The organism is Roseovarius indicus (assembly GCF_008728195.1).
In the GTDB taxonomy this organism is placed as follows: Bacteria; Pseudomonadota; Alphaproteobacteria; order Rhodobacterales; family Rhodobacteraceae; genus Roseovarius; species Roseovarius indicus.
Window position 1 is genome coordinate 1,696,681 of record NZ_CP031598.1, and the last position, 21,044, is coordinate 1,717,724.

Consider the following 21,044-nt stretch of genomic DNA (forward strand, 5'->3'; position numbering starts at 1 on the left):
TCTGGCGTCGCTTGACTTAGCCGGTGACGAGCTCGGACCACTTCTGGTTCACCCAGTCGGCCTTGTCGACATAGAGTTCGTACCTCGGCAGGATCGGCTCCTGCTCTGAAGAGACGGCGGCGAATTCCTCGTCCGTGAGGTCGGTCATGTCGCGCGGGATCGTCGGTGCGGTGCCGACGAAGCGCGAGAGTTTCGACTGGATTTCCGGCTGGGACATGTAGTCGATGAAGACCTGGCTGGCCTCGATCGCCTCGGAAGCCTTGGACACCACCCAGGAGCCGGAATCAAGCACGGCGCCCTCTTTCGGGAAGGTCGAGCGTACTGGCTTGCCATCGGCTGCTGCGAGGCCGGTCACGTCGTGGTAATACTGACCCATCGGGATCTCGCCGGTTTCCAGCGCCTGCTGGAACTGGCCTTCGTCGCGGTACCACAGGCGGACATTCGGCTTCACTTCCGCCAGCTTGTTCATGACCTCCAGCACGCCTTCCTCGGTGGCGAGAATGTCGGTGCCGTCGAAGTAGCAATGCCCGGTGATCTCGAGCAGGAAGGAGTTCGACGCCAGGGCCAGCAGACCGAGGCTGTTCTCGTTGGCCGGATCCCAGAGCGTCGTCCAGCTTTCGGGGGCATCGGGATATACATCGGTGTTGCTAACCAGGCTGATGTACCAGGACACCGCGCCGGTGCCGTAAAACCCTGCACCTTCATAGCCGTGCACGAAGTGATCCGGCAGGTTTTCGACATTGGGCATGGCGCTGCGGTCGAGTTCGGCCCAGAGGTTGGCGCGCTCGCCGCGGATGCGCGCGACCTGCGCCATCATCGAGACGTCGGCCGGCGCCTGGCCGGCGCGGGCGGCCTGTTGCAGCTGGACGAGCCAGGCCTCGCCCGTGGGCTCGGCGATCGATTCGACCTCGATGCCGGTGGCCTCGGTGAAATCGGGGAAGATATGGGTCTTGAAGCTTTCCTCGAAATAGCCGCCGTAGGTGCCCACCTTGAGCGTCTTGTCCTGCGCCAAGGCGAGGGACGGCGCCGCGAGCGTGCCGAGCGCGGCCGCACTGGTCGTCGTAATGAATTCGCGTCTCTTCATCATTGTTCAGTCTCCCTGTTTCTGAGGTTACTTGGCGCCCTGCGGTACATTTGGAAGGACGCAGAGCATTTCGTACAACAAATTCGCCCCGATCAGAGCGGTGTTGCCCGTGGGGTCGTAGGGCGGCGAGACCTCGACGAGATCGCAGCCGACGATATTAAGATCACGGCAGCCGCGGACGATTTCAAGCGCCTGCCAGGTCGACAGGCCGCCGGGCTCGACCGTTCCGGTGCCGGGGGCGAAGGCGGGGTCGAGGCTGTCGATGTCGAAAGAAATGTAGACCGGCCTGTCCTGCACGGCCTCACGGACCTGCTGCATCAGAGGGGCGAGCGACTTGTACCAGCATTCTTCGGCCTGAATCACCGTCCACCCCCGGTCACGGCCCCAGTCGAAATCGTCGCGGGAATAGCCGGTGCCGCGCAGGCCGATCTGGAACACCCGGTCATTATCGAGGCAGCCGTCTTCCCACGCGCGACGGAAGGGGCAACCGTGGGCCACTTTTTCCCCGAACATTTCCTCGTTGATATCGGCATGGGCATCCACGTGGATCAGCGCCACCGGGCCGTGCACCTTCTTCATAGCCTTAAGGATCGGCCAGGTCAGCGTGTGATCACCCCCTAGGGTAAGCGGAATTGCCCTGTTCGAGAGGATCTCGTCGTAAAAGGTCTCGATAATGCCAACGGATTTCTTGAGGTCGAAGGTGTTGATCGGCACATCGCCGATGTCTGCCACCTGAATATGATCGAAGGGTGCTGCGCCGGTGGCCATGTTGTAGGGACGCAGCATCCTGCTTTCATCGCGGATCTGGCGAGGGCCCAGGCGCGTGCCTGGACGGTTCGACGTACCGATATCCAATGGGATACCGACAAAGCACGCATCGAGCCCTTCGGCGCTCTCGTGCGCTGGAAGCCGCATCATCGTCGCGGGCCCACCGAAACGCGGCATGTCATTGCCTCCAAGAGGTTGGTTTAAACTACGCATTCTGCATCCCTGCCAAATCGATCGCCGTATATTCGGTTGCTCAAGGATAAATGAGTTCTGCGTCGGTCGAATATCATCTTACGAACGAATACATTTGCTCATCCAAATGTATTTCACGTCTGTGCGGTAGGTCTCTCTTCCTCAATGAACGATAGACGGTTCCGCGCGCGGCGAAAGCCGCCCTCCGACCTATCAGCGAGTTAGCGGGTGGCCCTTAGCTGACATTGCGACGGTCCGACGGATGCTGCGTTCTCGGCCAGAGTTTCACACGTTGGCACGTACTTTCGGCGCCCCCCCCCCCAAGGCTTCAGTAGCCTGGGATGCGCAAGCGGGAGGTGTCAGACGGAGTCCAACTCATCTCAGCTCGGACAGTGAAGCTGTCCTTTATGCCGCGCCGAGTTGGCGCCACTCGGTGAGAGCAGCGGCGCGGTTGCGCTTGAAATTTTGTCTGCTGTAGAGGCTGCGCTCCGAATTGAACAAGTTGTGGATTGAAGAATGGACGGCGGCGAATTTTTGCAAACTTCGCCTGCGCCGGAAGCGGACATGGCGCGCTCTCTTCGTCGGAATGGCAGGTGTGAGTTCTCTATTCGGCTATTGAGCCAGCGCCCTGTATTCTTCCGATCCGCGTTCCCGATGTCTTTCATCGCGGCGCCGTAGGAGCGCAGGTTGTCGGTGACGATCTCTTCTGGTTGACCGTAGCGCTTCATCAATTTCTTTAGGAATTTCAACGCTGCCTTGCGGTCTCGACGCTTGGTGACGAAGGCCTCGAGAATTTCGCCTTCATGGTCGACAGCACGCCACATGTAATGTGTCTCGCCGTTGATTTTTACAAAGACCTCGTCGAGATGCCATTGCCAATTCGAGTAGCAGCGCATCCGCTGGGCTCTGGCTTTCGAGACCGAGAATTGAAATATCCTGATGCATTTGATGGCTTCTTAGACCTGGCTTAACGGCCAAATCATCGAACACTACGCTGGTGCAGGGGCCGTCCACAGCATCAGGTCAGTCTTGAGATGCCACGAAGACGAAGAAGATATCACGTACTACGTGAGCCCTTCGTATTTGATCATCATCGGCCCGGCGAGGATCAGCGCGACGAGATCGGCCTGGCGGTTCGTGCCGGTTTTTTGAAACAGGTTGCGCATATGGAAGGCGATGGTGGTTTGCGAGACGTCCAGTTCTTCGGCAACGTCGACCGTGCGGGCGCCATTGGCCAAGGCGCCTGCGACACGCGCCTCGGTGGGGGTCAGGCCGAATAGATCCATCAACAGGGTTTCCGGCGCGCGGCTGCGGCGGTCGGGAGCAGCGAGGAACAGGGCCAGGGCCGGGGCGTCGGGCGGGTCGTCTTCCTGAACGGGTAAGGCGCAGGCCAGCGATGAGAGTGCGCCTTCGCCGGTAACGCTAGGCAACTGGATGCCCACGACCTTGTCATCCCCCGCTTTTGCCGCCTCTAGCGTTTCGGACAGGGCGCGCCGGAAGGCACGGCCTGACCCTTGGTCCAGCGGGATCACACTCTTGCTCTGAATACCGATCCAGTCGGCGGCGGCCGCCAGATCGCAAGCTGCACTGTTGGCGTAAAGCAACCGCCCCGACCCGTCGAGAAGGACCACGCCCAATGCAACCAGGTTCAACACCTGTTCGGCGCCCTTGCCCGAAAGCCCGGCAAGGGCGCGGCGCAAGGCGGAGAGCTCGTCGTGATGATGCTCGCGGATACGTTCGACCTGACGCAGGCGGGCCGCGATCGTTGCCAGCATCAGGTCGTAATCGACGGGCTTGACCAGGTAATCGTCGGCGCCGAGGAGCTTTCCCTCGACGACCTTGTGCGGTTCAGACAGGGCAGTCAGGAAGACGAACGGGGTTGTGGCCAGTTCGGGCGGCATCTCGCGCAGGGTCTCGAGGACGCCGTAGCCATCGAGACCGGGCATGGAGATATCGCACAGAACCAGATCGGGCTTGGCGCTCGTTAGAAATTCGAGCGCCGCCTCGCCATTGGCCGCTTCCATGGCGCGATAGCCGGCGTCTTGCAACTCCTCGACGATGTCGCGACGCAGCGCGTCCTCGTCTTCGATGACGAAGATCAGGGGGGGATCGGTGGAGGTGGTCATGCGGTGCTCGGTTTGAAGCGGGGGAGGGTCATGCGGAAGGTGACGCCGTCGCTGCCGGGTCGCAGGGTGAGGTCGCCGCCCTGCATCCGCGCCAGCGTGCGCGCCATAAAGAGGCCGAGCCCGGTGCCCGCGCTTCCGGTGCTGTTGGTGCCCCGGTAGTTGCGATTGAAGATCAGGTTCCGTTCCTCCTCGGGGATGGGGCTGCCTTCGTTGTGCACATCGCAGAACAGGTTTTGCCGGTCGCCATGCACGCGGATCGAAACCAGTGATCCGGGAGCAGTATATTTTATCGCGTTCGAGAGGAGGTTTTCGAGAATTTGTTCGACATGGGCCGGGTCGCAGAAAACCGCATCGCCGGTGTCCGGTGAGGGAAGGATACTGATTTCGCGGGCCGGGTCGGTCTCGCGCTGGCGGGCGCAGACCGTGTCGACGATGTCGTTCAGGTCGCACCGCACCCTTTGAGAGCCGAGTTGGCCTGCGTCCAGCCGGGCTACATCCAGTGTGCTTTCAACCAGCCGTGTCAGCCCGGCAATCGCGCTGCGGGCACGGTTGGCCCGTTCCGCGACCTCGCCCGGCTCCACGCGGGGCCCACGCCGGATCAGCCTTTGCAGGGCGGAATCCGCCACGGCCAGCGGGGTGCGGAACTGGTGCGAGACCATCGCCGCGAAGTTGCGGTAGAGATCCGCGGCGGAGCGTTCGCGTTGTAGCGCGTCGTCGAGATCGCGGGTGCGCTCGGCCACCAGGTCCTCCAGCCGGTCCCGGTCCTCGGCCTCGCGTTGCTGGGCGGCGTGACGGTCTGTGGCGTCATGCAGGAAGAGTATCGCGCCGATCACCTCGCCGTCGTTGCGCATGGGGAAAAACCGGAGATCCACGTAGCGGGGCTCCGTTTGTTCGTTTTGGAAAAGCGGGTGCAGGGCAAGCTCGGAGGACTGGCCCTCAAGCGCCCTGGCTAGGCCGGCTTGCAGCGGGGCGATGCCGAAAAAGCCCGCAAGTTCGGCCGGCGGTCGGCCCATGGCCTGTTCTGCAGATTTCCCGATCAGGCCCGCCATGGCGTCGTTCCACAGGGTACAGCGCCCGGCGCGATCGACCGCCAGGATGCCTTCGCCGCTGGAGGAGACCAGCAGCGCCGAGAAATCCCGGGACTGCCGGAGCATCAGGTTGCGCTGATGGGACTGGCGAAGGGCGACCGCCAGCGTCGCAGCGAGTATCCCGCCCGCCGCCATGATGCCGATCAGAAACAGGATGATCTGGCGGAGCTGGGCGCGATAGGTTTCGAGCCGCTCCCCTAGGTCATTCCATTCCGCGATCATTGCCTTGTTGGCCGCACGCCCGAACAACCTGGCTGCGGGTTTCAGGGCGTCTCTCAGGCGCGCCCCGTCGCCCGGGGATAAGTCGGCGACGACCGGCGTCATGGCGTCCAACACCGCGGCTATCCGGTCGAGGTCGTCATCATAGCCGATCTCTTCGACAAAGCGGCGCTGCGGGCCGTCGTTCAGGATGGCGATCCGACTTTTCAGGATGTCGAAGCGCAGGGAAAGTTCCTCGGTGTCGGCTTCGCCCAGTCCGATGAGCGCTGCCGTTTCCGTCAGACGGCGGGCGGCGACCTCGCTTTGGTGAAAGACCCAGAGCATGTTCTTTTCCGCACCGACCCGCATCGCGTTCTCGACCTCGAGCATGCGGATCAGGGAGAACGTCAGCAGTACCGCGAAGACAACGACCGCAACGAGGGGCAGAAGCAGGCCGAAGGCCAGGTTGCGAAACCGGATCATTGCACCTCGAGCCGGGAGAGTTGCCAGACCCAGCGGTAATCATACCGGATATCCTGTAGCGCCTGGTGCTGGTCGCGCGGATAGACGATCCAGAGTGGACCCTTGTCATTACGGTGCAGGGGCTGACCATCCATGCTGTAGGCTACGATCACATCGAATTCGGTGAAATCCGTCATCGGGATTTCGACGATGTAATCGTTCAGCGCGGAGGCGATGACCTCATCGCCCTCGGCACCGAGTTTTTTGAGCAGGTCGCGCATGAGGAAGCCGGTGAATCTGTGTGTGCCGTCGGTGACGACTGTGGATGTCTCCAGCGAGGCCCGGGGTAGTTTCTGCAGGGCCTCACGATCAAGCCTGACCGTGCCTTCGGTGATATTGCCAGTGACTTCCAGAATGATATCATCCTGACCGGCGAGAGCGGCGCCGCTGACCAGCATCAACGTAGCCACCATGCAGGCTGTTGGATTCAGCATATCTTACTCCCCTTGTTTTGCGCCTTACTTCACCAGCCCTCAGACCTTTGCGCAAACCCTTATCTTACAATTAATTAGGCTTCCCCCTCTGAACGAACGGGGCGCGACGGGGAAAGCTGACCGACCCTTTCACCCAAATTCGGAATCAGGCGGCCGGTTCACGTCCTGGCCCGAAACCGGCGGGAGCCTGAACAAGGGGAAGATGGATATGTGGGATTTCAGCCTTGGCGGCGCATTGGGGATGATGGCGCGCACGATGCCCTTCATTCTTCTGCGCATGGCCGTCTATTTCGGGATCACGCTTGGCTACATTCTGGTCACCGGGGCCGGGGCCGGGATCGGGTACGGAATTGGCGGTTTCGGGGATGAGGACTTTCGCGCAAGCGCCACCATGTGGGGTGGGTTTGCGGGCCTCGGGATATTCGGGGCGATCATGTACTGGGTGCGGGAGTACATCCTCTACATCGTCAAGGCTGGCCATATCGCGGTTCTGATCGAACTGATCGACGGAAAGCCTATGCCGGAGGGGCGCGGGCAGGTCGCGCATGCGACCGCCGTGGTCAAGGAACGCTTTCCGCAGGCGAGCCTGCTGTTCGCGATCGATCAGCTGATCAAGGGGGTCATCAAGGCGATATCCGGGCTGGTGAAGGGGATCCTGACCATTCTGCCGATCCCCGGGGTGCAGCAGATCTCAAGCATCTTTTCGGCTTTCATGCGCGTCGCGGTCGGCTTCGTGGACGAGGTGATCCTTGCCTACGCCATCCGAACCAATTCGGAAAATTCCTGGATGTCCGCGAAGCAGGCGCTGGTGCTTTACGGGCAGAACTACAAGGTCATGCTGAAGAACGCGGCGTGGTTGGCGCTTATCGTGTACGGGCTGGGCTTGTTGGTATTTCTGGTCATGCTCGCCCCTGCGGCGCTTGTCGTCTACATCATGCCCGGCGCGTGGGCGGCCGGGGGCGTAGTCTTCGCGCTGTTGTTTGCGTGGAGCGTCAAGGCGGCGCTGCTGGAGCCCTTCGCCATCGCCTGCATGATGCAGGTCTATTTCCGCACCATCGAAGGCCAGACGCCCAACCCGGAATGGGAGGCCAAGCTGGAGCAGATGTCGGGAAAATTTCGCGAGTTGAAAGAACGGGCCGTCGGGGCCGTGGGCGCGGAGACGGTCCAGGACGGCGGTGCCAAGCCGGCGTAACGCGGTGTGACCAAGCACATTTTACCAGTGACGGAGGGTATCTTGCTGACATTGACCAAGCGTTTGATCATCATGCTTTCCTTGCTTCTGCCCCCGGCGGCCGCCTTGTCGCAGATGGACGGGCATGGGCCGGACGCATGGCAGGTCACGGGCGTTGCACCGAATGACACGCTGAATGTGCGCACGGGGCCAGGGACGGAGCATCTGGTCATCGGCACCTTCGAGCATGATGCCACGGGATTGCGGATGAGCACCTGCGTTCCATTCCTGACTCGTCAGAAATATCACCAACTGACAGAGGCCCAACGCGCGAACCTGCCGCCCAGATGGTGCCTGATGACAAGCCCGGACCGCCAGACAAGGGGGTGGGTTTCCGCACACTACCTGCAGGAGGATATATCGGGCGTGCATGCGGAGATGGAGCCGTCGGTGGCCGAGGCACAGGCGCTTGTGCGTGATCTTTACAGCAGCTTCGAAACCGCCAGCACAGTCGCGGCCAACCCTTTTTCCCCGGAAAATCGCCAAGCCTATTTCTTCGCGTCGATTGCGCCTCAGTTGTCGGGGCGCGGCGCGGACCTGCTTTACGACGCACAGGATTTCCAGGGAGAAGTGACGCGCATCGCGCCTGACTCCGATCAGCCAATGCTTCGGGGAATGATCACCATCGAAGTGGATTTCACCAACTGGGGCCAGTCGCAGCGTGCCGTCTTCCGGCTGCGCGCAGATACCGCAAGGCCAGGCGCCCCGGTGCGCATTTTCCGGATCGAACATGACGGCTGGGAATTTCCGTGACCCGTGATCTTCTCATTCACCCTGTCCGGAATTCCAGAAGGGCGCATTAAAGCCCAAAGAACAGAGGCAATATGACGACCACATTCACCGAGCACGCCGAGATTGAGACAGGCTTTTCCAAGGTATTCTCTGCCCGAATTGTGCCGCGACTGGCTGAACTTGAGGACAAGAGAAAAGCGATCCTGGCAGTGGCCAAGCGACACGCCATCATCGCGCTGGCGGTCGGGGCGGTCTTCGGCCTTGTTTTCACTGTGTTCGGTGAAGGGGCGGACGGGATCGGGGGCCTGCTTGTCGGGTTTCTCATTCCGGTCGCGTTTGGCGGTGTCGCCGCGTTCCTACTGTGGAAGCGGCAGGCCGCGAAATGGCGTGGCTCTGCGGCACAAACCGTGATGCCCGTCATCTGCGACTTCCTTGGCGACATGACATACGACCACGAGGCGCTGAGAGGGTTCGAACTCGAGCGGATGCAGAAGCTTGGCGTGATCCGCCCTTACAGCGAAACCAGGATCCGGGATCGGCTGGAGGGCACCTATCGCGATACGCCGTTCGAACTTGTCCATGCGGAGTTGTCTTCGAATTCGCGTCGGCACGGCGACAATTCCCCGAAGACGCATTTCAAGGGCTTGCTGATGCGCGTTCGCGTGCCCGAGCCGATTTCGGACCGAATCCTGATTGCGCGCGATTTTCAGGGGCCGGGCAACAAGCTGGCCGAGATGTTCGGGGGCGGCACCGGGCGCGACCTGCCGAAGGTGGACACGGGGCACGAGGTGTTTGAACGGTATTTCGAGGTCTATTCCTCGAACCCCTCCGTCGCGCGCAGCATTCTGGCGCCGGGGTTCCTCGAAAGTTTCGTAATGATCGCGGAAGCCGAGAGCGGCCGGCACGGGCCGGAGGGGCTGGAAGCGGGGTTTCACGAGGAGTCCTTCTTCATGGCGCTCAAAAGGGAAGACGACTTCCTGCAGATGGGGGCCCTCACCACGCCGGCCGATGACATCGAGGAGGATTTGCACGGTGTCTTCGAGGACATCACCACCGTGCGCCGCATCATCGACCGCCTGCATGGTGATCATCCGGCATGACCGTCACGGACATGCCACGGCCGGACAGTGCCAGAACAAGACCAGGGAGAAACAGGACATGAAACAGAATGCCTTGCGCAGAGCTGCATTCGCGCTTGCCGGGGGGATGGCGTGTGCTACCCCTGCCATCGCGGAGGATGAGAACGTCATGATCGTTTTCGACGGGTCGAACTCGATGTGGGGCCAGATCGAGGGCACCGCCAAGATCGAGATCGCCCAGGGCGTGATGGACAACCTGCTGGGAGACTGGACCGAGAGCCGCAGGGTCGGGCTGATGGCCTATGGCCACCGGCGGCGCGGGGATTGCACGGATATCGAAACCATCGTCGCCCCGGGTGACGGCACCCGCGCCGACATTCTCGACCGGATCGGCGGGGTCACCCCAACGGGGAAGACGCCGCTGACCAGTGCGGTGGAACAGGCCGCGACAGAGCTGTCCTATACCGATACGCCTGCCACCGTGGTGCTTATCTCCGACGGGCTGGAAAGCTGCGACCGCGACCCGTGCGCGCTGGCGGAAACGCTTGAGAAGGGGGGCGTCGGGTTCACGGCGCATGTGGTTGGGTTCGGTCTTGGCGATGCGGATGCGGGTGCGCTGTCCTGCCTGGCGGAGAGGACCGGCGGGCAGTACATTGCGGCCGGCAATGCCGAGGAATTGGGGCAGGCGTTCAGCGCCGTGGCCACTGCGGTATCCGAACCGGAGCCCGAGCCGGAACCGGAGCCGGAACGCCCCGAAGTGATCGTCACCGGCCCCGAGACGGCCCCCGCAGGGTCGCTCGTGCGGGTGGGCTGGGACAAGACCCTGGACAACAGGAATTACGTCACCATCGTGCCCGCCGGTGCCGATGCGGGGGAGTACGGCAACTACATCCGCGTGAAGGACAGGTCCGAGGGTGACCTGCGGGCCCCCGCGGATACCGGCATGTATGAACTGCGCTACATGACGGACGAGGGCGATAAGGTGCTCGGCACCGCAGCCATCGAGATCACCGAACCCGCGGTGACGCTGAGCGGTCCGGAGACGGCGCTGGCGGGTGAGCTGTTCCCGGTGGAATGGACCGGGGCGGTACACGGCCGGGATTACATTACGATCGTCGCAATGGGTGCCGAGGACGGTAGCCACATCAACTATTTCCGCGTGAAGGACAGGAGCCGCAACAAGCTGCGGGCACCGGCGGAGCCGGGGCTTTACGAGCTGCGCTACGTGCTCGAGGAGGGCGAGCGGACGATGGCGAGCCAAGCCATCGAGATCACCGAGCCGGAGGTGACGCTGAGCGGGCCGGAGACGGCGCTGGCGGGTGAGCTGTTCCCGGTGGAATGGACCGGGGCGGTACACGGCCGGGATTACATTACGATCGTCGCAATGGGTGCCGAGGACGGCAGCCACATCAACTATTTCCGCGTGAAGGACAGGAGCCGCAACAAGCTGCGGGCGCCGGCGGAGCCGGGGCTTTACGAACTGCGCTACGTGCTCGAGGAGGGCGAGCGGACGATGGCGAGCCAGGCCATCGAGATCACCGAACCCGCGGTGACGCTGAGCGGGCCGGAGACGGCGCTGGCCGGTGAGCTGTTCCCGGTGGAATGGACCGGGACGGTGCATGGCCGGGATTACATTACGATCGTCGCAATGGGTGCCGAGGACGGCAGCCACATCAACTATTTCCGCGTGAAGGACAGGAGCCGCAACAAGCTGCGGGCGCCGGCGGAGCCTGGGCTCTATGAGCTGCGCTACGTGCTCGAGGAGGGTGAGCGGACGATGGCGAGCCAGACCATCGAGATCACTGAGCCCGAGGTGACGCTGACCGGGCCGGATGAGATCAGGGCCGGCACGGAAGCTACGATTGAATGGACCGGAGCCGTGCATGGCAGGGACTACATCACCATCGTGCCGGTAGGGGCCGAAGAGGGTAGCCACGGCGAGTACTTCCGCGTGAAGGACAGGAGTCGACAAACGATGCAGGCGCCCGAAAAGCCCGGGCTTTATGAGCTGCGCTATGTGCTTGAGGAGGGCAAGCGCACGATGGCCCGTCACAAGATCGAGATCCTGGCCGCCGACGCGCCGCTGGAAAGCGGTGCCAGCCTCAGCGCCCCGGAAACCGCCGCGCCCGGTGCCGAAATCGACGTTGGCTGGGAGGTGGAGACCGAAAGCGGGGATCAGCGGATTACCCTGGCGCGCGGCAACCAGGCAATCTTCACCTGGCTGGAGGCAATCAAGATCTCGGGCGAGCCCCCGGTGAAGCTCACCCTGCCGGAGGAGCCGGGCATGTACGAACTGCGCTTTCTGGATGTGGCGAACCAGGCGGTTCTGTCGCGCAAGGTGATCAAAGTTGAATGAGACCAGTCGGGCGAACCCGGGGCAACAGGGCGGCGCGGTCGACTGCTGCCTGCCGTCCAGAGCTTGTTGAATGGAGGAGAGGCTTAGTAAATGAAACCTGCTATTGCAGCGATGCTGGTCATGCTGTCTGTCGTCCCCGCACGTGGGGAAGGCGCGCCGGAGGCCGTGGCAGATGCGCCGAATTACATTGCCGAGTCCGAGCATTTTCGCCTTTATTGCAACGCTGGCGATCATGATTGCGGAGCGTCGAACGACCCGGCACTGGCGCAACATTCTCGCGAGATGCTCGACAACATGGAAGCGGCCTATGCATGGCTCGACGATCTGGGTTTTCCGGTGGAAGAGAGCCATCTGGAGAGAGCGCGTTCGGACCGCAAGTTCCGCTTGCGTCTCGATCCGAATAGCGCGGCGAATGGCGGTTGCGTGGGCGATGCCTGCACCGATGTGAGCGGCGCGGATTCCAAGCTGTTGATCCCGAAGTCCAACGTGGCGATGGCGGCGAATGATCCTTCGCTTCTGGCGCATGAATTCGTGCATACGCTTCAGAGGGCAGTCGATGTGCGCGGCTCCGACAGGTTCTGGATGGACGAAGCCACAGCAACCGCGATCGGCACCTCGTTCGGTACGAAATACGGGTACGGCGTCGATCTTTACGAGCCCAAGTATTACATGTCCTTCGACCGGCCCTTTTACGATGTGGTAAGCGATGGCTACGGCAATTGGGCCTACCTGCTCGGGGTCGGGCAGAACCTCGGCAGCCGGGACATGGTCGCCTACCTGTCGAAACCGCAATTCTTGAACATTGAAGAGGATTTTCACGGAGCCTCCCCGTCGGCCCTCATGGACTTGCTCTACGACAAGGATCTGGTTGGAGGGCTGACCTTCGATCAGGAGTCTCCGAAGTTCGTCGCCAAGATGAACAACATCGAACCCTCGAATGACCCGGGCGACAGTGCCTATCACTATTACACCGACATCGAGGACCATACTGTCAGCATTCCCGCCACCGACGCCTCTCATGAAGAGCGGTTCGACGGCTCCGCTCTTACCTATGCCGTGGCCCCGATGCGCTTGAAATTGGACGTTACGGCGAAACCGGATGCCGAGCCGCGCGACACGCTGATGATGGTCGATCTGGAGGTGACTGACGGAAGCCCGCGCGACGATCTCACCCTGGTCATCGAGCATAAGCAGGCCGATAAGCCACTTCAGGAAACACTTATGCTCGACGGTTCCAACCCACCCGATGAACTGGGCTTCGTTCGGGTCGTCAATGTGCCATCGGCCGCGCAGGGCGATGCGAGCCCGAACCGATTCGAGCTGGAAGTACGTGCCCGGCCCATCGGTCTCGATCCGCCCGGCTGCTTGCGCGCGGGCGAGCCGGCGGGTTTCGCCGCGCGCGGCTTCGACCCGGAAGAGGCGGACAATTGGCGGCTGGAGGCCGACAACGGCACCACCGACGGTCTGAGCGTTACGCCCGCCCACTCCGGTGAGGTGAATGTCAGCCTGGAGGTGGACAGCCCTGTCACGCGCGGCCAGACCGGCCTTGAACCTGTGACGCAAGAGACCAGCCGGGTTGAGCTTGGGCGCTTCAAGGTGGCCCAAGACGACTGCATGGTCCGCCTGAGCGTGGGCCCGGCCCAGGCCACCTATACATCGGACGGGTCCTATACGGAGTATCGCACGCCAAGCGGCAGAGCCCTTTATTTCAAACAGGGAGATATCGCAGTGTACAAACAGTCTGGCTGGATGCCCATCCCGGCGCCGGCCAAGCAGATGGTGATCGGCCGTATCTCAGGGAGCCCGCTGATGGGCGGGCTGGCGCAGGGGGCACTGAAAGAAGACGCGGATACCGAGGCGATCCTGCCAGCCATGCCGCTGGAATTCTCCAGGCGCTTTTCGTGGAAGAACATCCGAAAGGCGACCCTGCTGAGTGGAAAAAAAACCCAGCGCAGCGCGGCGCCTTGCCCCGGTGGTGGCGAGGGATGCACCGAAACGGTGTTTCGGATGGGGCCGCACGCCATCCCGATCATCTATGACGCACAGGACCGCCCCCTCCGGGCGGTATTCAAGAACCAGCCCGTCGAATTCGCATATGGCACCTGGCCGATCCGCCGCCCGCCTGGGTGGTAACCCGCAAGTCGGCAGACATGGCAACGCAGTTCCGGAAGGGAGGATCCGCATCGTGCTTTCCTTGAGGCGAGGTGAAGAAAGCATAGCACTTCTTTGCCCTCGTCAAGGGATAACTGCGAGCCTGTCTTTCAGCTGATCGAAGGACTTTCTTGAGGCTGGGAAGAACCGGCTGGCGGGTGGCGGGGCGCCTCAGGCTACCACCCCCGAGGACAAGGATCTGCGCTCTGATGCAACCGCGCTGAAGGAAGTGGTCGCGGGGCTGATACTGGACAACAGGCGACCTGCTCCCCTTGGAGGCCGCGTTAACGAGTCAGCTCTGTTCAGGTTTTGATGTGCTACCCAATGCGCCCTCGGCCGTTGTCAGATTTTTGGCGCTTCGATCAGACGCACGGGCTGTTCTCGTACGCTGAATTATTCCATCGCCGCGACCGCAATGCCTTCCGCCTTCTTCGGTCTTTGTGCCAGCACCGAAGCCAGCGCCAGCAGGCCGGAGCCGAGCATCAGCACCACCGACATGGCATTGAGAACCGGGGTGGAGCCGACCTTCACCATGCGGTCATACATGGTGATCGTCAGCGGCGCGTCGGAGCCGACCAGCATCAGCGTGGTGTTGAAATTCTCGAAGGATACGAGAAAGGCCACCACGAACGCCGAGAATAGCGCCGGGAACAGGAACGGCAGCGTGACGGTCGTCAGAACGCGGCCCCGGCTTGCCCCGAGGTTCAGCGCCGCCTCCTCCAGCGCGATGTCGAATTTCTGCAACCGCGCGGCAATGACGAGCGACGTGATGGTCGTCAGGAAGGAGAACTGCCCCAGCACAATGAGCGGGATGCCCGGGCGAAGCGACAGGAGGAAGATGCCGAACTCCCGGTCGAGAAAATTGGCCACCATCGAGGCGAGGAGAAGGATCGATATGCCGATGATGACGCCGGGAATGACCAGCGGGATGATCATCAGGATATAGAGCAGGGATTTCATCGGGAACTGCCTGCGCTCGAACAGGAAGGCGTTGCAGGTGCCTGCCGCCACCGACAGCGCGGCGACGATCACCCCGATGTAAAGCGAATTGCCCATGCCGCGCAGCAGCCGGTCGTCGTGCAGCAGGCCAACCTTGGGATCGCTTGAGGAAAAGAACCAATCCCAGGTGAAGCCCTGCCACGGCAGCGACGGGAACATCGAGTCGTTGAAGGCAAAGACCCCGGCGGCCACGAGCGGCGCGATCAGGTAGATGAAGAAGATCAGCACGTAGGCCCGGAACACCCAAATGAGCGATTTGCTGCCCTGCATCGGCCTATTCCTTCGCAACCGTTGTGGCGAGGCTCTGCCCCGTCAGCCGAAGGCCAAGCCAGACTACCAACGAGGTGAAGATCAGCAGCAGGACACCGAAGGTGGAGCCCATCTCCCAGTTATAGCGGGTGACGAACTGGGTGTAGATCTGCTCGGTGAACCAGCTCGAATTCTTGCCGCCCAGGAGGATCGGCGTCAGGTAGCTGCCCGCGGTCAGCATGAAGGTGATGATGCAGCCTGCCACGATGCCCGGCATGGCATACGGCACGATGATCCGCCGGAACACCGTCAGGCGCGAGCCGCCAAGGTTGTAGCCCGCCTCCAGCAGCGCGCCATCCATCCCCTGCAGGGTCGAGACGAGCGGCACGATCATGAACAGGATCACCGTGTAGACAAGGCCGATGATCACGGTCACATCGTTATAGAGCATCTCGATGGGGCCGGAGATGATGCCGAGGCTGACCAGCGTGGTGGAAATGACGCCGGTTTCTCGGAGCAGCAGTATCCACCCATAGGCGCGGACGAGGTCGGATACCCAAAGCGGGATAAGACACATCAGGAACAGGCCCGCGCGGCTGCGCTCCTTCGCGATCTTGGCGATGTAATAGGCAACCGGAAATCCCATGAGCAGCGCCAGCGTGGTCACGAGGACGGAGATCCACGCCGTGCGCAGCAGGGTATTGCGGTAGATCGGCTCCTCGAAGAAGGCGGCGTAGTTCCCGAAGCCGAAGGTGAACTCGTTTACCCCCACCTTCTCCCGAAGAGAGACATAGCCGATGCCAAGCTGCGGCAGCACGATCAGAAGCCCGATCCACAGCGCGAACGGCGTGAAGAGCAGGGCTAGGGACAGCCTGTCGGCGCTGCGGCCCATCAACCGGCCCTCCGCGCGAAGATGAGCGCGTGATCGGGGCGCCAGTTGACGGTGGCGGCATCGCCCTCGGCAACCGCAGGCGCCTCAGCCGGGATCGCGACCTCCAGAAGCTGACCTGTGCTGGCGCGCATCAGGATGCGGGAATTGGCCCCGTTGAAAAGCAGGCTGTCCACCTTCCCCTCAAGGCTCTGTCCTGCCCCGCCCGCGCCGAGATGAAGCGCCTCGGGTCGCAGGAACACCTCCACGTCGTCGCCTGTGCGGCTGCCGTCGCAAAGCTTGCCGATCACATCGCCACCCTGCGGTAGCTCCACCCGCGCCTCGCCGGAACGTATCTCGGCGATCTTGCCGGGGAAGCAGTTGGCATCGCCCACGAACCCCGCGACGAAGCCCGACACGGGCCGGTCATACAGCTCCCGAGGGCTGCCGATCTGTTCGAACCGGCCGGCATTCATCACCGCCACCTGATCCGACATCACCAGCGCCTCGGACTGGTCGTGGGTGATGTAGAGAAACGTCGTCTCGAACTGGTGCTGAAGCTGCTTCAGCTCGATCTTCATATGCTCGCGCAGCTTGAGATCCAGCGCGCCGAGCGGTTCGTCGAGCAGGAGAACATCCGGCTCCAGCACCATGCAGCGGGCGATGGCGATGCGCTGTTTCTGCCCGCCCGATAGCTGCTCGATCCGCTTTTCCTCGACCCCGGGCAATCCGACACGGTCTAACACGCGGGCGACTTTTTCGGCGATGCCGGACCGGGCATCGCCCCGGCAGCGCAGGCCATAGGCAATGTTTTCGCCCACGTTCATCATCGGGAAAAGCGCCAGATGCTGAAACACCATCTTCACGTTGCGCCGGTTGGGCGGCAGGCCCAGCACGCTTTCCCCCTTGATCCGGATATCGCCGGAGCTGGGCGTCTCGAACCCCGCGATCATGCGCATCAGGGTGGTCTTGCCACAGCCCGACGGCCCCAGGATCGAGAAGAAGGCACCGGACGGGACATCCAGCGACACTTCCGAGACGGCGGTGAAATGGCCGAATTTCTTGGTTACGCGCTCGCAGCTCAGGTCATTCATCGCGGCTCATCCGTCAATCAAGGGGTCCACCCGGCGCACGGTGCGCGCCGGGTGGCCTGTACACTTATTCCGAGGTGGCGGCCTTCACGCGGTCCAGCACCCGGCCTTCCAGATCTTCCAGCCCCGGCGGAACGCTGGGCATGAACTTGAGGTTATCCAGCGCCTCCTCGTCAAAGGCGGCCGCGACGGCCTCGCGCGCTTCTTCAGGCATCAGCTCGACCCCACCCTTAACCGCGCTAACCGCACCGCTGGACGCGGAGATCATGGTGACGATCTCGGGCTGGTTGACGAAGTTGATCCACTTGTAGGCCGCATCGTCCGCCTCGCCCCGCTTGGGCAGGGTGAAGGTGTCGATCCAGGCCAACGCGCCGGTCCGGGTCGGGATGAAGCGGATATCGGGGTTTTCCTTGTAGAGCTTGAAGGCGGTGGAATCCCACGCGTCGGACATGACGATCTCTCCGGAAAGCAGCAGCGCGGACAGGTCATCCCCGCCGGTCCAGTAGGTCTTCACGTTGTCCTTGCAGTCAATCAGGGTTTGGCCGATCTCGTCGATCATCGCTTCGTAGGCCTCGAAATCGTCATAGGCCGCAAACGGATCCTTGCCGGTGTCGAAGGCAAACCCCAGCAGCAGCGCGCGTTTCAGACGCATCGACACGCGGCCCTTGTATTGCGGGTCGCACAGGTCAGTCCAGCCTTCCACGTCCGGCGCCTTGGAGATGTCGACCACAAGGCCCTGTGTTCCCCAGACATGCGGGATGGAATAGATCTCGCCGTCTATCTCGGCGTATTTCTCCATCGCCTCCATCATGTTCGGCTGGAAGACCGAGGTGTCGACCTGGGACAGGTCCATCGGCTTGTAGATGCCGTACTCGGCCTGCGCCGCCTTGATGCGCGACACGCTGGGCTGCGCCAGGTCATAGCCGGAGCCGCCGGTGGCGCGCAGCTTGGCGACCATTTCCTCGTTGTTGGAGAAGGTCACCTCCACGTCGATGTCGGGATACTTCTCTTCGAAGAGCTCGATCACCGAGTCCGGGGCATAGCCGCCCCATGTCAGCAGCCGGAGCGTTTCCGCTTGCGCGCCGTGGGCCGAAAAACCGAGAGCCACGATACCGGATACGAATGCGTTCATCTTATTATTCATCGTCTTCTCTCCTATTGGATGGCAGTTTTTGGTTGTTCTAGTTTCTTGTTTTTATGTGGAAATAAGGCGTGCTCGATACATCCTCGCCAAGGCCCGGAAAGAAGGACGACACCCCGTCGCAGGCGATCTCGAAATAGTAGAGGATCGCGTAGGGGCTGTCGGTGTACTCTCCGGGAATGGTGGCATGACAGGCGCCGCCGGCCCACGTCATCGGGGCCTCCTGCCACGGGGCTGTCTGCAGCGTCTGGCGGAAAAGCAGGCGGACGTCGCGGCGCGAGGCGCCGAAAGGGGTGCAGGTGATCCGGACGGGCTCGCCCCGCGTGACCTCGGGCCGGGGGACATGCTGGCAGGGCATGATCTGCGCGGCGGACCAGTGCAGGATGCGCGCCACGGCCAGCGCGTCTTGCCGCGTTCCCTCGCCTGCGCCATCCGCTGCCAGTCTTGCCGCCATGTCCTCGATATCCGCGTCGATCGCGGGTAGTCGGTCATCCCAACGCCCACGCAACCAGCGGAGCGGGCCGAAGGCGATATCCTCCAGGTAAACCTCGCAGCTGATCTCGGCCGCCACGGCCCAGGCGGCGCGGGCCGCGCGGTAGCAGCGCAGCGCCTCCCGGCCCACCCCGGCGGCGCCGGACAGCAGGTAATATTCCCATAGCGTCGCGGCGCGGATCTTCTCGGCGAAGAACCGGCCGATCCCGGCCATGATCGTTACATCGACACGCAGCAGGTAAAGCGCCGTGCTTTCCTCCCCCGTCCGGTCCAGCGCGCGTGCCATCGCGGCCTCGGCCGTGTCGGCGAACTGTTCTAGCCAGTTGGCCCATGTCAGGGGGGCCAGCTTGCGGATCGGCGCGCCGTCTCGAAGCGCGCGGGCGAACCCTGCGGGAGAGAGGAACATCTGCGGATCGGTCGCCCCCACCGTGCCGAAGCGGGATCCGACAGGCAGCTCGTACCCGTAGGGCAGCGGCGGCGCGTCATGCAGGATCGACATGTTCTCGTACATCTCCGGCCAGTAGGAGTTGTTCGAGGCGGTTGGTGCATGGGCATGGGCGATCAGCGGCATGATCCGGCTGGCCGAGGCAAGGGCCGTCGCGCAATGCGGCGCGGCGGGCCCGTACTTCGCGGCCATCCCCCGCTCGAACGCCTGCCCGTCGGCGCGCGGATCATAAAGCGACCGGCCCCAGACGCGGTAGGTATAGGTGAATTTCTCCCAGTCGCGGGACCGCGGGAAATAGGGCTTGTTGTAGCCGATGCGGTCCTTGTCCTGCGCCGCGCCCATGCGGCCCTTGAAGGACAGCGGATCGCACAGCTCGATCCCTGCCGCACCGCTGAAACTGCCATTTGCCCCGAAAGCCGCGGCCAGCACCGGATCGCCCCAGAGCAGCACCCGCTGCGTGCCTGGCCAGATGCGGAACATCAAGTCATAGGGCCGGCCCGCGGTCAGCAGGTCGCCATAGGAATAACGCATGAACTTGCGCGAGCCCTCGCTGAACTTCCACAGTCCGTCAAAGCGATGCGCATCGTCGCCCGAGTAGAGCGTCTTGCGCGCGCTTTTCTTGCCGCCTTCCAGATCCAGCTCCAGCGGCCGGATCGAGGCCTGGTGATAGGCCAGCCCCATATGCTCCAGCGTGTACTTGGGAGATACCGTCACCGGCATGCGCGTCTCCAGCGCCATGCCGATCAGCGTCTCGTCGATCCCCTTGGCATGAAGATCGAGCCGCAGGGTGCGACCGGCGCCGGTCACCGCGCCGAAATAGGTCTTCCAGAAGGCGTAATCGCCCTCGGGAATGCCCGATTCCACATGCACCCGCAGGGTCAGGCCGCTGATCTCCGGCACCTCCGCAAGGATCAGCGCCAGCGCGTCACGGCAGTAGGCGGCCAGGTTATCCGGGCCCAGCCCCTGCACCTGGTGGCGTGCGCCGGGGTAATGGTCGAAATCGTAATTCTGGGTCCAGAGCGCAAGCTGGAACTCCAGCCCGCGCCGCGCGGCCTCTCGCGCGATGAACTTCAGCGTGTCGAGATTCTCGCGCCGCTCCGCCTCGGGCAGGTTGGTTATGGTGACGCCATGGCCCGGCACGTCGACAAGGAAAGGATAGGCGAAATGCAGGTAGACATCTGACAGGAACTCGTTCCCGTAGGGGTAATTGTAGTGCATCCCCAGCGTCAGGGTCAGGCGGTTGAACCGGTGGGTGACCAGCTCGTCGAGATACGCCTGCCAGCCGTCGCGGTCACGGAACCACGGCAGGTCCTCCACCTCGCTTGAAAAGCATTTGGAAAGGCTTCGCACCCTTGTGGCGGGCTCTCCGACCAACGGCAGGGGGATGTCGAAGGCCTGCTCCGGCGTGGGCATGGTGCGCAGTCGGTCGGCCAGCTCGGTGATGGCGTAGATCAACCCGCGCAGGTCCGCGCCGTAAAGGCAGAGCGGCGCCTGCGCCTCGCGGCCGTTGCGGAAGATCGCGAAGCTTTCCACCCCCTCGGGAAGGGTCACGTCGCAGGCGGCAGCGATGCGGGTGATTTCCGCCCCGGCGCCCAGCGCAAGGTCAAGGTGATCGCGACCGCCCGCACCCGGCGCAGCCGCCTGTCGAAGCGCCGCGCCGCAGGTGCCCAGCCGGTCCGCCAGCAGGGCGATGCCCCAGTCGAGCCCGTCCCGCTCCGCCGCGCTTTCCACGCCAATCACGCGGAAAGACACGGAATCTTCCTGGTCCAGAACCGTCTCACCCTGTCGCGTCATTGCG

Annotated in this window: 15 protein-coding genes and 2 pseudogenes; 6 read left to right on the plus strand and 11 right to left on the minus strand. The window is 62.8% G+C overall.

The window, feature by feature from the left end:
- Positions 1 to 16: 16 nt before the first annotated feature.
- The 6 genes and pseudogenes from RIdsm_RS07780 to RIdsm_RS07805 all read right to left on the minus strand — a co-directional run bounded on the left by RIdsm_RS07780 (position 17) and on the right by RIdsm_RS07805 (position 6,412).
- A complete protein-coding gene (locus tag RIdsm_RS07780) occupies positions 17 to 1,087 on the minus strand; it encodes an ABC transporter substrate-binding protein (protein WP_057821602.1) in 1,071 nt (356 codons plus the stop codon).
- 24 nt (positions 1,088 to 1,111) lie between these two features.
- The gene (gene speB, locus RIdsm_RS07785; RefSeq protein ID WP_057821601.1) at positions 1,112 to 2,065 is read right to left on the minus strand and encodes an agmatinase; all 954 of its coding nucleotides are present in this window, start codon (positions 2,063 to 2,065) and stop codon (positions 1,112 to 1,114) included.
- A 384-nt stretch (positions 2,066 to 2,449) separates the two neighbouring features.
- Positions 2,450 to 2,952 (minus strand): annotated as a pseudogene (locus tag RIdsm_RS07790) (IS6 family transposase); the annotation flags it as partial.
- A gap of 156 nt (positions 2,953 to 3,108) precedes the next feature.
- On the minus strand, positions 3,109 to 4,170 hold the full coding sequence (locus RIdsm_RS07795; protein ID WP_057821599.1) for a response regulator: 1,062 nt from the start codon (positions 4,168 to 4,170) through the stop codon (positions 3,109 to 3,111).
- Entirely contained in the window at positions 4,167 to 5,939 is a 1,773-nt protein-coding gene (locus tag RIdsm_RS07800; protein WP_057821597.1) for a sensor histidine kinase, read from the minus strand. The genes RIdsm_RS07795 and RIdsm_RS07800 overlap by 4 nt, the downstream gene beginning before the upstream one ends.
- Positions 5,936 to 6,412, minus strand: coding sequence for a putative pterin-binding protein (locus RIdsm_RS07805; RefSeq protein WP_201455612.1), 477 nt, complete (start codon positions 6,410 to 6,412; stop codon positions 5,936 to 5,938). The genes RIdsm_RS07800 and RIdsm_RS07805 overlap by 4 nt, the downstream gene beginning before the upstream one ends.
- A 202-nt stretch (positions 6,413 to 6,614) precedes the next feature.
- Between RIdsm_RS07805 and RIdsm_RS07810 the strand changes: the two genes are divergently transcribed.
- From RIdsm_RS07810 to RIdsm_RS30485, 6 genes and pseudogenes are all read left to right on the plus strand, one after another.
- Positions 6,615 to 7,604, plus strand: a complete 990-nt coding sequence (locus RIdsm_RS07810; RefSeq protein ID WP_244955854.1) for a hypothetical protein — start codon at positions 6,615 to 6,617, stop codon at positions 7,602 to 7,604.
- Positions 7,605 to 7,610: 6 nt separating this feature from the next.
- On the plus strand, positions 7,611 to 8,396 hold the full coding sequence (locus tag RIdsm_RS07815) for an SH3 domain-containing protein (protein ID WP_151175220.1): 786 nt from the start codon (positions 7,611 to 7,613) through the stop codon (positions 8,394 to 8,396).
- A gap of 71 nt (positions 8,397 to 8,467) precedes the next feature.
- Positions 8,468 to 9,475, plus strand: coding sequence for a DUF3137 domain-containing protein (locus tag RIdsm_RS07820; RefSeq protein ID WP_057821592.1), 1,008 nt, complete (start codon positions 8,468 to 8,470; stop codon positions 9,473 to 9,475).
- A gap of 58 nt (positions 9,476 to 9,533) precedes the next feature.
- Complete coding sequence (locus tag RIdsm_RS07825; protein ID WP_191908992.1) at positions 9,534 to 11,810, plus strand: vWA domain-containing protein; 2,277 nt, start codon at positions 9,534 to 9,536, stop codon at positions 11,808 to 11,810.
- Between the two features lie 165 nt (positions 11,811 to 11,975).
- Positions 11,976 to 13,943: a hypothetical protein gene (locus RIdsm_RS07830; protein ID WP_144435887.1), complete on the plus strand. Its 1,968-nt coding sequence runs from the start codon at positions 11,976 to 11,978 to the stop codon at positions 13,941 to 13,943.
- Positions 13,944 to 13,977: 34 nt separating this feature from the next.
- Positions 13,978 to 14,220: pseudogene (locus RIdsm_RS30485) on the plus strand (IS3 family transposase); the annotation flags it as partial.
- A 134-nt stretch (positions 14,221 to 14,354) separates the two neighbouring features.
- On the opposite strand, the gene RIdsm_RS07835 reads toward RIdsm_RS30485, so the two are convergent.
- The 5 genes from RIdsm_RS07835 to RIdsm_RS07855 form a co-directional block, all read right to left on the minus strand.
- Positions 14,355 to 15,230 carry an ABC transporter permease gene (locus tag RIdsm_RS07835; RefSeq protein WP_057821587.1) on the minus strand — a complete coding sequence of 292 codons (876 nt, stop codon included), beginning with the start codon at positions 15,228 to 15,230 and terminating at the stop codon, positions 14,355 to 14,357.
- A 4-nt stretch (positions 15,231 to 15,234) separates the two neighbouring features.
- A complete protein-coding gene (locus RIdsm_RS07840) occupies positions 15,235 to 16,101 on the minus strand; it encodes an ABC transporter permease (protein WP_057821586.1) in 867 nt (288 codons plus the stop codon).
- The gene (locus tag RIdsm_RS07845) at positions 16,101 to 17,171 is read right to left on the minus strand and encodes an ABC transporter ATP-binding protein (protein WP_057821584.1); all 1,071 of its coding nucleotides are present in this window, start codon (positions 17,169 to 17,171) and stop codon (positions 16,101 to 16,103) included. Before RIdsm_RS07845 ends, RIdsm_RS07840 begins: the two co-directional genes overlap by 1 nt.
- Before the next feature lie 64 nt (positions 17,172 to 17,235).
- Entirely contained in the window at positions 17,236 to 18,312 is a 1,077-nt protein-coding gene (locus RIdsm_RS07850) for an extracellular solute-binding protein (protein ID WP_057821582.1), read from the minus strand.
- Between the two features lie 37 nt (positions 18,313 to 18,349).
- Positions 18,350 to 21,040 (minus strand): hypothetical protein, encoded by a 2,691-nt coding sequence (locus RIdsm_RS07855; protein ID WP_143100576.1) that lies wholly within the window; start codon positions 21,038 to 21,040, stop codon positions 18,350 to 18,352.
- Positions 21,041 to 21,044 lie beyond the last annotated feature (4 nt).

Bases quoted from the DNA above. Each gene is read 5' to 3' on its own strand.
- RIdsm_RS07810 (WP_244955854.1), top strand. From the start codon at position 6,615: ATGGATATGTGGGATTTCAGCCTTGGCGGCGCATTGGGGATGATGGCG.
- RIdsm_RS07855 (WP_143100576.1), bottom strand. From the start codon at position 21,040: ATGACGCGACAGGGTGAGACGGTTCTGGACCAGGAAGATTCCGTGTCT.
- RIdsm_RS07795 (WP_057821599.1), bottom strand. From the start codon at position 4,170: ATGACCACCTCCACCGATCCCCCCCTGATCTTCGTCATCGAAGACGAG.
- RIdsm_RS07850 (WP_057821582.1), bottom strand. From the start codon at position 18,312: ATGAATAATAAGATGAACGCATTCGTATCCGGTATCGTGGCTCTCGGT.
- RIdsm_RS07800 (WP_057821597.1), bottom strand. From the start codon at position 5,939: ATGATCCGGTTTCGCAACCTGGCCTTCGGCCTGCTTCTGCCCCTCGTT.
- RIdsm_RS07805 (WP_201455612.1), bottom strand. From the start codon at position 6,412: ATGCTGAATCCAACAGCCTGCATGGTGGCTACGTTGATGCTGGTCAGC.
- RIdsm_RS07825 (WP_191908992.1), top strand. From the start codon at position 9,534: ATGAAACAGAATGCCTTGCGCAGAGCTGCATTCGCGCTTGCCGGGGGG.
- RIdsm_RS07845 (WP_057821584.1), bottom strand. From the start codon at position 17,171: ATGAATGACCTGAGCTGCGAGCGCGTAACCAAGAAATTCGGCCATTTC.
- RIdsm_RS07840 (WP_057821586.1), bottom strand. From the start codon at position 16,101: ATGGGCCGCAGCGCCGACAGGCTGTCCCTAGCCCTGCTCTTCACGCCG.
- speB (WP_057821601.1), bottom strand. From the start codon at position 2,065: ATGCGTAGTTTAAACCAACCTCTTGGAGGCAATGACATGCCGCGTTTC.
- RIdsm_RS07820 (WP_057821592.1), top strand. From the start codon at position 8,468: ATGACGACCACATTCACCGAGCACGCCGAGATTGAGACAGGCTTTTCC.
- RIdsm_RS07835 (WP_057821587.1), bottom strand. From the start codon at position 15,230: ATGCAGGGCAGCAAATCGCTCATTTGGGTGTTCCGGGCCTACGTGCTG.
- RIdsm_RS07780 (WP_057821602.1), bottom strand. From the start codon at position 1,087: ATGATGAAGAGACGCGAATTCATTACGACGACCAGTGCGGCCGCGCTC.